The following is a 14,237-nucleotide window of genomic DNA, read 5'->3' on the forward strand; positions in this document are numbered from 1 at the left end:
GCATGAGCAACCAGGATTCGTGGCGCACCGTGGCCGCGCGGCAGGAGGGGATGCTGTCGCGCCGGCAGCTCGGCGAGCTCGGCTTCGACCGCTGGCGGGTGCGCAACCAGATCGCCGCCGGGCGCTGGGCGGAGCGCTCCCCGATGGTGGTCAGTACGACGACCGGCCCGTTGTCGCGTGCCCAGCTGATGTGGCTGGGCGTTCTCCACGCGGGGCCGCAGGCAGTCGTCGGTGGGCTGGCGGCGGCGGAGGTGGCCGGGTTGCGCAACTGGCACCGCGACGAGGTGACGGTCCTGATCCCCGACGAGCTCGACGTCGACGACGTCTCGGGCATCGACTTCCACCGCACCCGACGCGACATCGCCGCACTCCGTACTCCCGGGTCGGGCCTCCCCCGCAGTCGCATCGAGCCGGCGATCCTGCTCTTCGGGGCCCACCAGCGCTCGCGACGAACGGCCCAGGGCGTCGTGGCGGCTGCCGTCCAGCAGCAGCTCGCCGACCCGGCGTCCCTGCTGTCCTGGGTCAAGATGCTGCGACCGCTGCGCTGGGCCCCGATGTTCCGGGAGGTGATCGGTGACATCGCCGGAGGTTCCCAGTCGGTGGCCGAGCTGGACGTCGTACGGCTGTGCCGCCACCACGGCCTGGCTCTCCCCGACCGCCAGGTGAGTCGGCGGGACGCAGGCGGAAGACCCCGCTTCACGGACTGCGAGTGGCGTCTTCGTGACGGTCGGGTTCTGGTGCTCGAGGTAGACGGCGGGTTCCACATGGAGGCCGCGCACTGGGAGGACGATCTCGTTCGCCAGCGTCAGCTGAGCTCGCCGGACCGTCTGATCGTGCGCTGCACTGCGCGTGAGCTCAGGGACGAACCGTGGCGGGTCGCCGGGGACCTCCGACGCCTCGGCGTCCCGACTCGTGCGGCCTAGCGTGCGCCCTGGCGCACCCTGAGCCACACGACCCACCGGAAGGGCTCAGGACTCGAGGACCACCATCGCCGAGGCGATGCCGGCGTCGTGCGAGAGGGAGAGGTGCACGGAGGCCACACCGAGCTCGTCGGCACGGGCTCGGACGGTGCCGCGGATGTCGAAGCGGGGCCGGCCGGACTCCTCCGAGACCACCTCGGCGTCGTGCCAGGCCATCCCGACGGGGGCGCCGAGCGCCTTGGCCAGCGCCTCCTTGGCGGCGAAGCGGGCCGCCAGTGACGCCGGCGGTCGAGCGGCCTCGTGCGGGGTGAAGAGCCGCTGCACCAGGCTTGGCGTGCGCGCCAGCGACTCCTCGAAGCGCGCGATGTCGCACACGTCGATGCCCACCCCGATGACGGCCACGGTGCTACTCGACCGTGACGGACTTGGCGAGGTTGCGGGGCTGGTCCACGTCGTGGCCCAGCGCGGTCGCCAGCTCGCAGGCGAACAGCTGCAGCGGCACCACGGCCACCAGCGGCTGGAGCAGCACGGGCACCTTGGGCAGCCGCACGAGCACGTCGGCGTACGGCTCGATCGACTCGTCACCCTCCTCGACCAGGCAGATCGTGCGGGCACCGCGGGCCCGGACCTCCTGGATGCCGCTGAGCATCTTGTCGCGGAGCTGGTCGCGCCCCTGGGGGGGTACGACGCAGAGCACCGGCAGCCGGTCCTCGACCAGCGCGATGGGGCCGTGCTTGAGCTCACCGGCGGCGAAGCCCTCGGCGTGCAGGTAGGCCAGCTCCTTCAGCTTCAGCGCGCCCTCGAGGGCGACCGGGTAGCCGGCGTGGCGGCCCAGGAAGAGCACCGACCGGGTCCCCACGTGCTCGCGGGCGAGCGCGTAGACCGCCTCGTCGTCGAGCACCGTCTGGATGTGGGCGGGCATGGAGTCGAGCTGGTCCATGACCTCGGTGATCTCGTCGCCGAAGCGGGTGCCCTTGACCTGCGCGAGGTAGAGCGCGAGCAGGTAGCAGGCGACCAGTTGGGTGAGGAACCCCTTGGTCGAGGCGACCCCGATCTCGGGACCCGCGTGGGTGTAGATCACCGCGTCGGACTCGCGCGGGATGGTCGAGCCGTTGGTGTTGCAGATCGCGAGCACCCGCGAGCGCTGCAGCCGGGCGTGCCGGATCGCCTGCAGCGTGTCGGCGGTCTCGCCGGACTGGCTGATCGCCACGACCAGCGTCGAGGCGTTCAGGATCGGGTCGCGGTAGCGGAACTCCGAGGCCAGCTCCACCTCGACCGGGATCCGGGTCCAGTGCTCGATGGCGTACTTCGCGACCATGCCCGCGTAGAAGGAGGTGCCGCAGGCGATGATGATGATCTTGTCGATGTCGCGCAGCTCCTCGTCCGAGAGCCGCATCTCGTCGAGCTGCAGCGCCCCCGACGGCGTACGCCGTCCCAGCAGCGAATCGGCCACGGCGCGCGGCTGCTCGTAGATCTCCTTGCGCATGAACCAGTCGTGGCCGTCCTTCTCGGCGGCCGAGAGGTCCCAGTCGACGTGGTAGCGACGCCCCTCCGACGGGCTGCCATCAAAACCGGTCACCGACACGCCCTCGCGGGTGATCGTCACGACCTGGTCCTGCCCGAGCTCCAACGCCTCGCGGGTGTGCTCGATGAAGGCGGCCACGTCGGAGCCGAGGAAGTTCTCCCCCTCCCCCAGCCCCACGACCAGGGGCGAGTTGCGCCGAGCCGCCACCACGCGCGAAGGGTCCGTGGCGTCGATGGCCACCAGGGTGAACGCGCCCTCCAGCCGGCAGCAGACACGCTGCATCGCCGTAGTCAGGTCGGCCCCGGCGTCCAGCTCGAGCTCCAGCAGGTGCGCGGCGACCTCGGTGTCGGTCTCGGAGGCGAGCTCGTGCCCGGCGTTCTCGAGCCCGGTGCGCAGCTCGACGAAGTTCTCGATGATGCCGTTGTGGACCAGGGCCAGCCGGCCGCCGCGACCCAGGTGCGGGTGGGCGTTGGCGTCGTTCGGAGCGCCGTGGGTGGCCCAGCGGGTGTGCCCGATGCCGGTGGTGGACAGGGCCAGCGGCTCGTCGACGATGGCCTTCTCGAGGTTCGCCAGCTTGCCGGCGCGCTTCTGCCAGGCGACGGCACCCCCGTCGACGAGGGCGATCCCGGCGGAGTCGTAGCCGCGGTACTCCAGCCGTCGGAGGCCCTCGATGACGACTGCCTGCGCCTGCTTCTCACCGACGTAGCCCACGATTCCGCACATGGGCGTCACTCTACGAGAGGCGGCGGACCGGACCGGGCCGGCGGTCCGGGGAGGCACAGGGGGTCGGGGCGTCCCGGCGCTCCTGCAACAATCGCCCGCATGTCTGCCAACGGCGGGGCCCACAACGGTGGTCCCGAGGACGCCGGCCGCGAGTCCTCGCCGTACATCGAGCTGGACCGTTCCGCCTGGGCCGCCCTCGCGCAGGAGACCGAGAGCCCGCTGACCCCGGAGGAGATCCGGCGGCTGCGGGGCCTGGGCGACTCGCTCGACCTCGAGGAGGTCGAGGAGGTCTACCTGCCGCTCTCCCGCCTGCTCAGCCTGTACGTCGAGTCCGCGGGCCGGCTGCACCGGCAGCAGGAGGACTTCCTGCACCGCCGCGTCCCCCCGCGCACCCCGTTCGTGATCGGCCTGGCCGGCTCGGTCGCGGTCGGGAAGTCGACGACCGCCCGCGTCCTCCAGCAGATGCTGGCGCACTGGCCCGAGCACCCCAACGTCGCGCTGGTGACCACCGACGGCTTCCTCTACCCCAACGCCGAGCTCGAGCGTCGCGGGATCCTGCAGCGCAAGGGCTTCCCGGAGTCCTACGACCGCCGCGCGCTGCTCCGCTTCGTCGTCGACATCAAGTCCGGCAAGGACGAGGTCGAGGCCCCGACCTACTCCCACCTCGTCTACGACGTGGTGCCCGACGAGAAGGTCGTCATCAGCCGGCCCGACATCGTGATCATCGAGGGCCTCAACGTCCTCCAGCCGGCCCGCGTGCGCGAGGACGGCCGCACGGGCCTGACGCTGAGCGACTTCTTCGACTTCAGCGTGTACGTCGACGCCGGCACCGGCCACATCCGCAACTGGTACGTCGAGCGGTTCCTGCGCCTGCGTGAGACGGCCTTCCGCGACCCCGGGTCCTACTTCGCCAAGTACGCCGCCCTGACCGAGGACGAGGCGGTCGCCGAGGCGGAGCGGATCTGGGACAGCATCAACGGCCCCAACCTGAGCCAGAACATCCTGCCCACCCGCTCCCGAGCCACCCTGGTGCTGCGCAAGGACCGCGACCACTCCGTGCGCTACGTGCGGGTGCGCAAGCTCTAGGGCCGGGTCACAGCCGCTTCTGGACGTCCAGCGCGCGCTCGACGACCCGGTAGCCCAGCTGCTCGTTGACGGCGTTCATCGCAGCGTTGTCGCCGGCGTTGGTGGTCTCGACGTAGGCGCACCCCGGGAAGAGCTCGAGGAGGCGCCGGTGTGTGGCCAGCTTCATGGCGAGGCCGAGCCGATGGCCGCGGTGCGCGGGGAGCACCAGGGTGATGCCCACCGACGCGTGCCGCGGGTCGACCCGCTGGATCGCCAGGTCGGAGTAGCCGCCTACCCGGCCGTCGGGAGCGACGGCCAGCGCGACCACCTCGGCGCGGCCCATCGCCTCCATCCGGTCCTCGTGCTCGCGGATCCGGGCGGGCGTCCAGTGCTCGAGGTTCAGGTCCAGGTCGTTCTCAGGGGTCTCGCCGAGGAAGGCCGACAACACCGCACAGACGTCGTCCAGGTGCTCCTCGGGGGTCCGCCCGTCGACGACCTCCACGCGGTAGCCGTCCAGCGCGGCCGTCACCTCGGCGTCGAGCCCGCCCCACCCGGCCGGCGCCGTGACGAGGTCGACGACCTTGGTCTCCTCCTCGGACGCGACCGCGTAGCCGAGGGCCGCGGCGAACGCCGGACCCGGGCCGTCGGCGTCCACCGGGGTCGCCGCGGTCCCGACCAGGGTGGTCCGGCCGGCCTCGCGGGCCACCCGCTCGAGCTCGGCGAGCACGGCGGTGCCGACGCCCTGGCGGCGGCGCTCCGGGACCACGTCGACCACGACGACACCGAGGTGGGCGTTCTCGCCGCGGAGGAGGAAGACCCGTCCCGCGCCGACCGCGACGCCGTCCTCCACCGCCGCCACCAGGACGCTGCGCCCGTCTGTCCGGGGGGCGACGTACCCGACGCGGACCGCCTCCCAGGAGTCCACGGCGTCGACCGGACGCTCCGCCGCCGCGGCGCGTCCGACCTCCCACCAGGCGCGCAACGCCCGCTCGTCGGTGGGGTCTACGTGCTGGATCTCCAGTGTGGGCACGACCCCCGACCCTAGACCGGCGCGGGAGCGACGGTCGACGGGATTACGCGGTCAGAGGGACAGCTGGGCGCGCACGACCTCCGCGAGCCGGCCGGCGACCGCGTGGGCCTCGTCGTAGGTGCCGGCCTCGACCATCACGCGCACCAGCGGCTCGGTGCCCGAGGGGCGGAGCAGCACCCGGCCGGTGTCACCGAGGATCGCCTCCTCCTCGGCCACCGCGGCGGCCAGGACGGCGTCTTCGTCGGCCCGCGCCTTGTCCACGTTCGGCACGTTCAGGAGCACCTGCGGCAAGCGGGAGACGACGCCGGCCAGCTCCTGCAGGCTCCGACCCGTCACGGCCATCCGCTCCAGCACGTGCAGGGCGGTGAGGATGCCGTCACCGGTCGTGGCGTACTCGCTCATGATCACGTGACCCGACTGCTCGCCGCCGAGGGAGTAGCCGGAGACCTTCATCGCCTCGAGGACGTAACGGTCCCCGACCTTCGTCTGGCGCACGCCGAGGCCGGCGCCTTCATGGCGTGCACGAAGCCCAGGTTGCTCATCACCGTGGCGACGACGGTGTCCTTGGCCAGCTGGCCGGTCTCGGCGAGGGCGAGGGCGAGGATCGCCAGGATCTGATCGCCGTCGACGACCTCGCCGTCGTGGTCGACGGCCAGGCAGCGGTCGGCGTCGCCGTCGAGCGCGAAGCCGGCGTCGGCGCCCTGCTCGAGGACCGCCTTGCGCAGCGGCTCGAGGTGCGTCGAGCCGCACCCGTCATTGATGTTGAGCCCGTCGGGCTGGGCGTGGATCGGGATCACGGTCGCACCGGCCTGGCGCAGCGCGCGCGGGCCGGCGTCGTACGCCGCCCCCTCGGCGCAGTCGAGCACCACGGTCAGCCCCGTCAGCGGCTTGCGCAGCGTGCTGTCGAGGTGCGCGGCGTACTCCTCCACCGCGGTCGGGTGGCTGCTCACGCGACCGACCGCACCGCCGGTGGGCCGGTCCCACTCCTCGTGCAGGTGGCGCTCGATCTCGGCCTCGATCGCGTCGTCGAGCTTGAGGCCGCCGCGCGCGAGGAACTTGATCCCGTTGTCGGGCATCGCGTTGTGGGAGGCGGAGAGCATCACGCCGAGGTCGGCGCCGAGCGACCCGGTGAGGTAGGCGACGCCCGGGGTGGGCAGCACGCCCAGCAGCAGGACGTCGACCCCCGCCGAGGCGAGGCCGGCGACCACGGCGGACTCGAGGAACTGTCCGGAGATGCGCGTGTCCCGGCCGACGACGGCGAGCGGGCGGTGGCCCTCGAACTCGCCCCGGTCGGCCAGGACACGGGCGGCAGCAACGGAAAGGTCCAGGGCCAGCTCAGCGGTCAGATGACCGTTGGCCAGGCCCCGGACCCCGTCCGTGCCGAAAAGTCTGGGCGTCATGGCGCCCAAACTACAAGTGCGTCAGCGCTTGCTGAACTGCGGCGCCTTGCGGGCCTTCTTCAGACCGGCCTTCTTGCGCTCGATGACGCGGGCGTCACGCGTGAGCAGCCCGGCCTTCTTGAGCGAGGGACGGTTGGCCTCGACGTCGATGGCGTTCAGCGCACGGGCCACGCCGAGGCGCAGCGCGCCGGCCTGGCCGGTGATGCCGCCGCCGTGGATGCGGGCGATGACGTCGAAGCGGCCCTCGAGCTGAAGCTCGGCGAAGGGCTCGTTGACGACCTGCTGGTGCAGCTTGTTCGGGAAGTACGAGTCCAGCGTGCGGCCGTTGACGGTCCAGACGCCGGTGCCGGGCACCAGGCGGACGCGGGCGACAGCCTCCTTGCGGCGACCGGTGGCGTTCGCGGGAGCGATCGTCGCGGGACGCTGCGGGGCGTCGGCGGACGGGGCGCTCTCCGAGCTGTAGGCAACGCCCTGCTCGTTGGTCTCGAAGGTCTCCTCGACCTCGGTGGTGTTCTCGGTGGTCTCAGCCACGGTATTCCTCACTCAGTCTTTCAGACGGATTACTGGGAGACCTGGACGATCTCGAAGGGCGTGGCCTGCTGGGCCTGGTGCGGGTGGTTCGGGCCCGAGTAGACCTTGAGCTTCTTCAGGATCTGCCGGCCGAGACGGTTCTTGGGGAGCATGCCCCAGACGGCCTTCTCGATGGCCTTGCGGGCGTCCTTCTCGAGGACCTCACCGATCGGGGTGGCCGAGAGGCCGCCCGGGTAACCGGAGTGGCGGTAGGCGAGCTTGGTCGTCTTCTTCGAGCCGGAGAGGGCGACCTTCTCGGCGTTCACGATGATGACGAAGTCGCCCATGTCCATGTGGGGGGCGAAGGTCGGCTTGTGCTTGCCACGCAGCAGGTTGGCGGTCGCCACGGCGAGGCGGCCGAGGACCACGTCCTCGGCGTCGATGACGAGCCACTCACGCTGGATGTCAGCGGGCTTGGGGCTGTACGTACGCACGGCTGATCTACTTTCCTCGTTCGTAGGACCCGTCCGGATCTGTCCGGTCGGGTGGTGGTGCAGCGGCTTCTGACGAACACGGCCCGGCTTGCCTTGCAGGCTTCCGGGACTGCCCCCTCGACCGCACAGCGGTTGGTCGGGAAGCGGCAGGAGTCGCGACCGTCAAGAGTAGGCGCAGGCGTCCGACCAGGTCAAAACAACAAGCCCCCGAATTCGCACCCGCCGTCGGCGCGGACTAAGTTGGCCCGGTGACTGATTCTCTCACCGTCCGTGACAACCGCACCGGACAGGAGTACGACGTCCCGATCCTCGACGGCACCATCAAGGCTGCCGACATCGGGAAGATCAAGGCCGGAGACGAGCAGCCTGGCCTCGCCGTCTACGACCCGGGCTTCGTCAACACCGCCTCGTGCCGCAGCTCCGTCACCTACATCGACGGCGAGAAGGGGATCCTCGAGTACCGCGGCTACCCGATCGAGCAGCTCGCGGAGAAGTCCAACTTCCTCGAGGTCGCCTACCTCCTGATCCACGGCTCGCTGCCCACCAAGGCTGAGTACGAGTCCTGGGTGCACGAGATCACCTACCACAGTTCGTCCACGAGAACGTCAAGAGCTTCATGGAGGGCTTCCGCTACGACGCCCACCCCATGGGCATGCTGATGGCCTCCGTCGGCGCGCTCTCGACGTTCTACCCCGACGCCCGCAACATCTCCGACGCCGACAACCGGCACATGCAGATCGTGCGGATGATCGCGAAGATGCCGACCCTGGGCGCCTGGTCGTTCCGCCACGCGCAGGGCAAGCCGTTCGTCTACCCCGACAACGAGCTCGGCTACACCGCGAACTTCCTCTCCATGCTGTTCAAGATGAGCGAGCGCAAGTTCGAGGCCGACGAGCGCCTGGTCAAGGCCCTCGACGTGCTGTTCATCCTGCACGCCGACCACGAGCAGAACTGCTCGACCAACGCGGTCCGCTCCGTGGGCTCCTCGCAGGTCGACCCGTACTCCGCGGTGGCCGCCGGCGTCGCCGCGCTCTACGGCCCGCTGCACGGCGGGGCCAACGAGGCGGTGCTGCGGATGCTGCGCCGGATCGGCTCGAAGGAGAACATCCCGTCCTTCATCGAGGGCGTGAAGAACGGCAACGAGAAGCTCATGGGGTTCGGCCACCGGGTCTACAAGAACTACGACCCGCGCGCGAAGATCATCAAGAAGGCCTGCGACGACGTCTTCGAGGTCACCGGGGTCAACCCGCTGCTCGAGATCGCCCAGGAGCTGGAGAAGATCGCGCTGGAGGACGAGTACTTCGTCTCCCGCAAGCTCTACCCCAACGTCGACTTCTACTCCGGCCTGATCTACGAGGCCTTCCAGTTCCCGCCGGAGATGTTCACCGTCCTGTTCGCCATCGGGCGCACGCCCGGCTGGCTGGCCCAGTGGCTCGAGCTGGTGCAGGACAAGGAGCAGAAGATCGCGCGCCCCAAGCAGATCTACACCGGCGACCGCACGCTGGACTTCGTGCCCGCGTCGGAGCGTTGGGCCTGACCTCGGACCGCTCGATGACGACCCCGGACGGCGTACCGTCCGGGGTCGTCTTCGACCTGGGCAACGTCCTGATCGACTGGCAGCCGTACGCCGCGATCGCGGCCGGGGTCGGCGGCGACGAGGCGCGCCGGTTCCTCGAGGCCGACGACTTCGACTTCATGGCGTACAACCACGGGCCCGACTCTGGCCAGGACTGGGACGCCGCCGAGGCCGCGGTGGCCCGAAGCCACCCGCACTGGCTCGAGCACGCCCGCGCCTACCGGACCCACTTCCCGGCCTCCCTGGTCGGCGAGGTGCCGGGGTCGGTGGACATCGTCCGGAGGCTGCACGCGGCGGGGGTGCCCCTGTGGGGCCTGACGAACTGGTCCCACGAGCTCTTCCCGCACGGTCGTGCGGCCTACCCCTTCCTCGAGCTGCTCGAGGACGTGATCGTGTCGGGCACCGAGGGGGTGGCCAAGCCGGACCCGCGGATCTTCGAGATCGTCCGGGAGCGCACCGGCCTGCCGCTGGACCGGCTGGTCTTCGTCGACGACCGCGCCGACAACGTCGCCGCGGCCGCGGCGGCCGGCATGGATGCGCTGCTCTTCACCGACGCCGCCGGCCTGCGCGAGGCCCTGCGCGCCCGCGGGCTGCCGGTGGGCTGAACGGGCCGGCGCTCCTCGGCGCCCGTCCCTGAGCGGGTGCGGTCAGGTGGCCCGCACCCACGGGGTGAAGGTGCGGGCAGCCGGGACCCAGTCGCGTTCCCTGCCCTGGTTGTACACGTAGGTGGAGCGGGTCGCGACGCGTGCCTTCCCGGGGTCACCCAGGCAGCGGCGCGGTATCGAGAACAGGACCACCGTGTGCCTGCTGGAGACGGCGCGGGCCTCCCACCGGCGACACGCGGCGGGACCGGTGCGCTCGAAGCCGGTGACCTTGCGAACGGGGCCGTACTCGGTCTGGGGACGGATCCTCGCGTGGAAGTTCTTCGTCGCTCCCGGGACGTCGATCCACAGGTCGAAGTAGTCGGTGAGAAGGACGTTGCCGGCCCGCACCTTCACAACCGCGCGGCCACCGGGGCCGTGAGGACCCTTGGTGAGTCGGACCGTGATGCCCTGGGTGTCGTTGATGGTGCCTGACTCGTTGGGGTCGTGGAACCTGCGGGTCTCGGCCTGCGCGGGGCCGGAAAGGGTGGCGAGGACACATGCGGCGCCGGCCGTCACGGTCGCGGCGCGGAGGAGCCCGGGGACGCTGTCCATGGAGTCAGGGTAGGTAGGGAGGGCGTGGTGGGTTCAGGGTCGCGAGTCCCGGGAACCGGGCCGGTCGGCCACTGAGGAGGACCCGGTCAGCGCACCCGCGGCGCGTCGACGGACGCCCGCTCGACCTCGAGGAGTGACGCCCCGTGCCGCTCCGCCTCGAAGGCGGCCTTGCCCCCGCGGAAGCCGAAGAGGCGCTTGGTCCACAGCAGGTAGAGCACGGCGAAGAGGTTGAGCGCGAGGGCGGCGACCTTGAACGGGGTGACCGTGTGCAGCAGCTCGTAGACCTCCAGCGGGATGAAGATCGAGGTGCCGACCATGGCGACGTACTCGCCCCACCGCTTCATCAGCCACAGGCCGGTGGCCTCGAGCAGCTGGAGCACGCCGTACGCGAGGACCGCGATCGCGACCTCCCGCAAGGTGGAGTGCCGCGCCCGCAGGGCCGACTCGAACAGCTTGACCGGGCCGGTGTCCTCGAGGTGGACGCCCAGCCGGTCGGCGACCGGACGCAGCAGCGGCAGGTAGTCGCGGAACACCTGCTCCAGCGAGCCCCGGGCACCCTCGAACTTGTAGACGCCGTAGGCGAGGGCGACCAGCAGCAGCCCGCGCACCAGCCGCTCGACCGCCAGCAGGCGCAGGATCAGCGCGTCGCGCAGCGCCTTGCCGCGCAGCACCAGCGGCGCGTCGTCGGCCGGTCCGGCACCGTGCGGAGGCCCCGGCACGAAGTCCTCGCAGCGCAGGCACCGCCAGGCTTCCCCCACCGCGGTCTCGGCGCGCAGCCGCTCGGCCAGCTCCTCCTCGTCGGGCCGGTAGGTGACGTGTCCGCGCACCCCGCACGAGCGGAGGCTCCAGTCGAAGTGCCGCAGCGGTCGCAGGTTCACGGCGCAACCCTAGGGCGTGTCATCGGTCACACGATGGTGCGGTCGTGCCCCTGCCAGTACGGCGCCCGCAGCTCGCGCTTGAGGATCTTGCCGGTGGGGTTGCGCGGGAGCGCCTCGACGACGTCGACCGACCGCGGGCACTTGAAGTGCGCGAGGTGCTCGCGGCAGTAGGCGATCAGCTCGTCCTCGGTGGCGGAGGCGCCGGGCTTGAGCGACACCACCGCCTTGACCACCTCGCCCCAGCGGTCGTCGGCACGCCGATCACCGCGACCTCCATGACCGCGGGTGCTCGGCCAGGACCCGCTCGATCTCGGGCGAGTAGATGTTCTCGCCGCCGCTGATGATCATGTCCTTGAGCCGGTCCTCGACGAAGAGGTAGCCCTCGGCGTCGACCTTGCCCATGTCGCCGGTGCGGAACCAGCCGTCCGCGGTGACGACCTTGGCGGTCTCCTCGGGCTTGCCCAGGAAGCCCTTCATCAGCTGCTTCGTGCGCAGCCAGATCTCGCCGTGCTCCCCCGCCGGCAGGTCCTCGAGCGTGGCCGGGTCGACGATCCGCAGCTCCATGCCCGGGAGCGGCAGCCCCGCGGACACGAGCCGCTCGGGGTGCTCGGCGTCGCGGTGTGCCTCGGGCAGCAGGTGGGTGGCGACGCCGGCCACCTCCGTCAGGCCGTAGACCTGGATGAAGTCGGTGTCGGGCCAGGCCTCCATCGCCGCGCGCAGCAGCGGCAGCGGCATCGGGGACGCGCCGTAGGTGTAGGTCTTCAGCGCCCCGAACAGCTTGACCGCATCGGGCCCGGCCTGGAGCACCTGGGCCAGCACCGCCGGCACCAGGAAGGTCCGGTTGGCGCCGCCGAGGATGGCGCCGGCGAGCGACGCGCCGTCCGGCTCGCGGGTCATGATGCTGGGGATGCCGTCGTGGATCCCGAACAGGACGTACGACGATCCGCCGACGTGGAAGAGCGGCATCGCCACCATGCTCTTGTCGCCGGGCTCGAACTCCCAGCCGTCGTGGGCGTTCACGGTGTGCTCGACCATGTTGGTGTGGGTGAGCATCACCCCCTTGGGGTGGCCGGTGGTGCCGGAGGAGTACATCACCAGGCAGGTGTCGTCCGGGTTGACGTCGGCGGGACGTGACATCGGCGTGGGACGCCGCCAGCCAGCCTTCGTTACTCGTCGCCCTCGGCGCCGTCCGGGTCACCTCGATGACCTTCTCCACGGCGGGCAGCCGGTCGCGGATCTTCTCCAGCAGCGGCACCAGCTCGGTGCCGACGACCAGGACCTTGGCGCCGCTGTCGTTGACCGCGTAGTCGACCTCCTCGCCGGCGAGCCGCCAGTTGATGATCGCGTTGGCGGCGCCGAGGGACCCGGCGGCCAGGCTGATCTCGACGCAGGCGGATGGTTCTTGTCCAGGAAGGCCACACGTCGCCGCGCCCGACCCCCAGCGCGTGCAGCCCGCCGGCGGCGCGGCGTACGCGGTCGTCCCACTCCGCCCAGCTCCAGGTGCGCCGGCCGTACGTCATCGCCTCGGCATCCGGGGTCTCGGCGGCCCAGTGGGCCAGGCGGTCGTCGACGAAGCGGGGCGTGGGGGCGTCCATGAGGCCCGATTGTGACCTACGCCACGACCGGCCACAACGACGTCCGTCAGCCGGTGCGGCGCAAGCGGCGCACGTCGGGCACGAGCAGGGCCAGGAGGGCGAGCCGCCCATGATCACGCCCACGACAACCAGCCACCGCTGGAACCCCACCGCCTCGGCGACCGGCGCGGTCAGCGCCAGGCCCAGCGGGCGGGCCACGAAGGAGCCCACGATTGTCGAACGAGTAGACCCGCGCGAGCCGGTCCTCCGGGACGTTCTGCTGGATGGAGAGGTCCCAGTTGACGCTGAAGACCTCGAGGCCGAAGCCGTGCAGGAACGCCCCAGCAGCACCGGCCACAGCTGGTCGGAGAGCGCCATCGCCAGCGGGAAGGCCGCCGTGAGGGACAGCAGCGCCGTACCGACGAACAGCCCGTGCGTCGGCCGCCAGCGCAGGCAGACCAGGCCGCCGACGACGAATCCCGCCATGAGCATGCCGAGGGCCAGCCCCCAGGCGGAGCGACCGATCCCGTCGCCGACCACGATCGGGCCGAGGACGCCCTGCACGCCTCCGTAGAAAAGGTGGTAAAGCAGGGCCTGCCCGATGAGGATCCACAGCCAGGCGTGCCGCAGGACCTCGCGGAGCCCGTCGCCGAGGTCGGCGAGCAGCGACGCCCCCTGGGTCTCCGGGCGGGTGTGCGGCACGCGGAGCAGCGCGTAGCAGAGCGCCGCCAGCGAGTACGTCGTGGCGTCGACCGCGATCGCCCACCCCGGCCCGACGGCCGCCACCAGGAAGCCGCCGGCGGAGAACCCGACGACCGACGCGCTGGTCTGCATCAGGCGGCGGAGCGCGACAGCTGTGCCGAGGTCGGCCGGCGGCACGGTCAGCCTCGTCATGGCCTGCGACGACGGGCCGCTCAGGGCGGACAGGCACCCGTTGACCGCTCCGATCACGCCCAGCAGCGGGATGGTCGCCCACCCGCCGACGAGGAGCGTCGCCATCAACGCCTGGGTGACGGCGCTGGCCGCCGCCGAGCCCTCCATCATCAGCTGCCGGGGCAACCGGTCGCCGAGGACGCCACCGAAGAGGACGGTGACGACCTCGGCGAGGGCGAAGGCGGCCACGACGAGTCCGAGCTGGCCGGCGGACCCGCCGAGGTCGAGCACGGCGAACGCGAGCGCCACCGGGGTGATCGCGTTGCCGAGCGAGCTGGTCGTGGTGCCGGTCACCAGCAGGCGGAAGTTGCGCGAGCGCAGGGGTCCACGCGATCGGGGCGTGTCGGGGGCGAGCACATCGGTCACGCCGGAAATATAGTTCGCCAGCGAATTATTCGTCAACGAACTAATCG

At 71.1% G+C, this 14,237-nt stretch carries 12 protein-coding genes and 3 pseudogenes; 4 read left to right on the forward strand and 11 right to left on the reverse strand.

What is annotated here, in order from left to right; translation table 11 throughout:
- The first annotated feature begins 2 nt into the window (after positions 1–2).
- Complete coding sequence (locus H0S67_RS18820) at positions 3–923, forward strand: hypothetical protein (RefSeq protein WP_180934280.1); 921 nt, start codon at positions 3–5, stop codon at positions 921–923.
- Positions 924–968: 45 nt separating this feature from the next.
- Here the strand turns inward: H0S67_RS18820 and H0S67_RS18825 are convergent, their stop codons facing one another.
- Positions 969–1,322, reverse strand: coding sequence for a holo-ACP synthase (locus H0S67_RS18825; protein ID WP_180934281.1), 354 nt, complete (start codon positions 1,320–1,322; stop codon positions 969–971).
- Between the two features lie 4 nt (positions 1,323–1,326).
- Complete coding sequence (gene glmS, locus H0S67_RS18830; protein WP_180934282.1) at positions 1,327–3,168, reverse strand: glutamine--fructose-6-phosphate transaminase (isomerizing); 1,842 nt, start codon at positions 3,166–3,168, stop codon at positions 1,327–1,329.
- 99 nt (positions 3,169–3,267) lie between these two features.
- Here glmS and coaA point away from each other — a divergent pair, with 99 nt between their 5' ends.
- Positions 3,268–4,254 carry a type I pantothenate kinase gene (coaA, locus tag H0S67_RS18835; RefSeq protein WP_180934283.1) on the forward strand — a complete coding sequence of 329 codons (987 nt, stop codon included), beginning with the start codon at positions 3,268–3,270 and terminating at the stop codon, positions 4,252–4,254.
- Positions 4,255–4,261: 7 nt separating this feature from the next.
- On the opposite strand, the gene H0S67_RS18840 is transcribed toward coaA, so the two are convergent.
- The 4 genes and pseudogenes from H0S67_RS18840 to rplM all read right to left on the reverse strand — a co-directional run bounded on the left by H0S67_RS18840 (position 4,262) and on the right by rplM (position 7,667).
- Positions 4,262–5,263 (reverse strand): GNAT family N-acetyltransferase, encoded by a 1,002-nt coding sequence (locus H0S67_RS18840; RefSeq protein WP_180934284.1) that lies wholly within the window; start codon positions 5,261–5,263, stop codon positions 4,262–4,264.
- Between the two features lie 51 nt (positions 5,264–5,314).
- Positions 5,315–6,663 (reverse strand): annotated as a pseudogene (gene glmM, locus H0S67_RS18845) (phosphoglucosamine mutase).
- A gap of 21 nt (positions 6,664–6,684) precedes the next feature.
- Entirely contained in the window at positions 6,685–7,194 is a 510-nt protein-coding gene (gene rpsI / locus H0S67_RS18850) for a 30S ribosomal protein S9 (protein ID WP_180934285.1), read from the reverse strand.
- 29 nt (positions 7,195–7,223) lie between these two features.
- Positions 7,224–7,667: a 50S ribosomal protein L13 gene (gene rplM / locus H0S67_RS18855; protein ID WP_180934286.1), complete on the reverse strand. Its 444-nt coding sequence runs from the start codon at positions 7,665–7,667 to the stop codon at positions 7,224–7,226.
- A 248-nt stretch (positions 7,668–7,915) separates the two neighbouring features.
- Here rplM and H0S67_RS18860 point away from each other — a divergent pair.
- Positions 7,916–9,204 (forward strand): annotated as a pseudogene (locus H0S67_RS18860) (citrate synthase).
- Between the two features lie 14 nt (positions 9,205–9,218).
- Entirely contained in the window at positions 9,219–9,848 is a 630-nt protein-coding gene (locus tag H0S67_RS18865; RefSeq protein ID WP_180934287.1) for an HAD family hydrolase, read from the forward strand.
- Positions 9,849–9,890: 42 nt separating this feature from the next.
- Here H0S67_RS18865 and H0S67_RS18870 read toward each other — a convergent pair whose 3' ends face one another.
- From H0S67_RS18870 to H0S67_RS18885, 5 genes and pseudogenes are all read right to left on the reverse strand, one after another.
- Positions 9,891–10,439, reverse strand: coding sequence for a hypothetical protein (locus H0S67_RS18870; protein WP_180934288.1), 549 nt, complete (start codon positions 10,437–10,439; stop codon positions 9,891–9,893).
- An 86-nt stretch (positions 10,440–10,525) separates the two neighbouring features.
- Positions 10,526–11,317, reverse strand: coding sequence for a DUF2127 domain-containing protein (locus H0S67_RS18875; RefSeq protein WP_219635336.1), 792 nt, complete (start codon positions 11,315–11,317; stop codon positions 10,526–10,528).
- Between the two features lie 26 nt (positions 11,318–11,343).
- Positions 11,344–11,559: pseudogene (locus tag H0S67_RS23870) on the reverse strand (AMP-binding enzyme); the annotation flags it as partial.
- Between the two features lie 19 nt (positions 11,560–11,578).
- Positions 11,579–12,454, reverse strand: a complete 876-nt coding sequence (locus H0S67_RS23875) for an AMP-binding protein (protein WP_219635338.1) — start codon at positions 12,452–12,454, stop codon at positions 11,579–11,581.
- A 29-nt stretch (positions 12,455–12,483) separates the two neighbouring features.
- Positions 12,484–14,190, reverse strand: coding sequence for an MFS transporter (locus tag H0S67_RS18885; protein ID WP_246354882.1), 1,707 nt, complete (start codon positions 14,188–14,190; stop codon positions 12,484–12,486).
- Positions 14,191–14,237: the final 47 nt, after the last annotated feature.

The sequence above is a fragment of the Nocardioides ungokensis genome, assembly GCF_013466985.1.
Taxonomy (GTDB): domain Bacteria; phylum Actinomycetota; class Actinomycetes; order Propionibacteriales; family Nocardioidaceae; genus Nocardioides; species Nocardioides ungokensis.

What these genes read in the sequence shown, in the direction of transcription:
- H0S67_RS18820 (WP_180934280.1), top strand. Translation starts at nt 3, where the DNA reads ATGAGCAACCAGGATTCGTGGCGCACCGTGGCCGCGCGGCAGGAGGGG.
- glmS (WP_180934282.1), bottom strand. Translation starts at nt 3,168, where the DNA reads ATGTGCGGAATCGTGGGCTACGTCGGTGAGAAGCAGGCGCAGGCAGTC.
- coaA (WP_180934283.1), top strand. Translation starts at nt 3,268, where the DNA reads ATGTCTGCCAACGGCGGGGCCCACAACGGTGGTCCCGAGGACGCCGGC.
- H0S67_RS18865 (WP_180934287.1), top strand. Translation starts at nt 9,219, where the DNA reads ATGACGACCCCGGACGGCGTACCGTCCGGGGTCGTCTTCGACCTGGGC.
- H0S67_RS18870 (WP_180934288.1), bottom strand. Translation starts at nt 10,439, where the DNA reads ATGGACAGCGTCCCCGGGCTCCTCCGCGCCGCGACCGTGACGGCCGGC.
- H0S67_RS23875 (WP_219635338.1), bottom strand. Translation starts at nt 12,454, where the DNA reads ATGTCACGTCCCGCCGACGTCAACCCGGACGACACCTGCCTGGTGATG.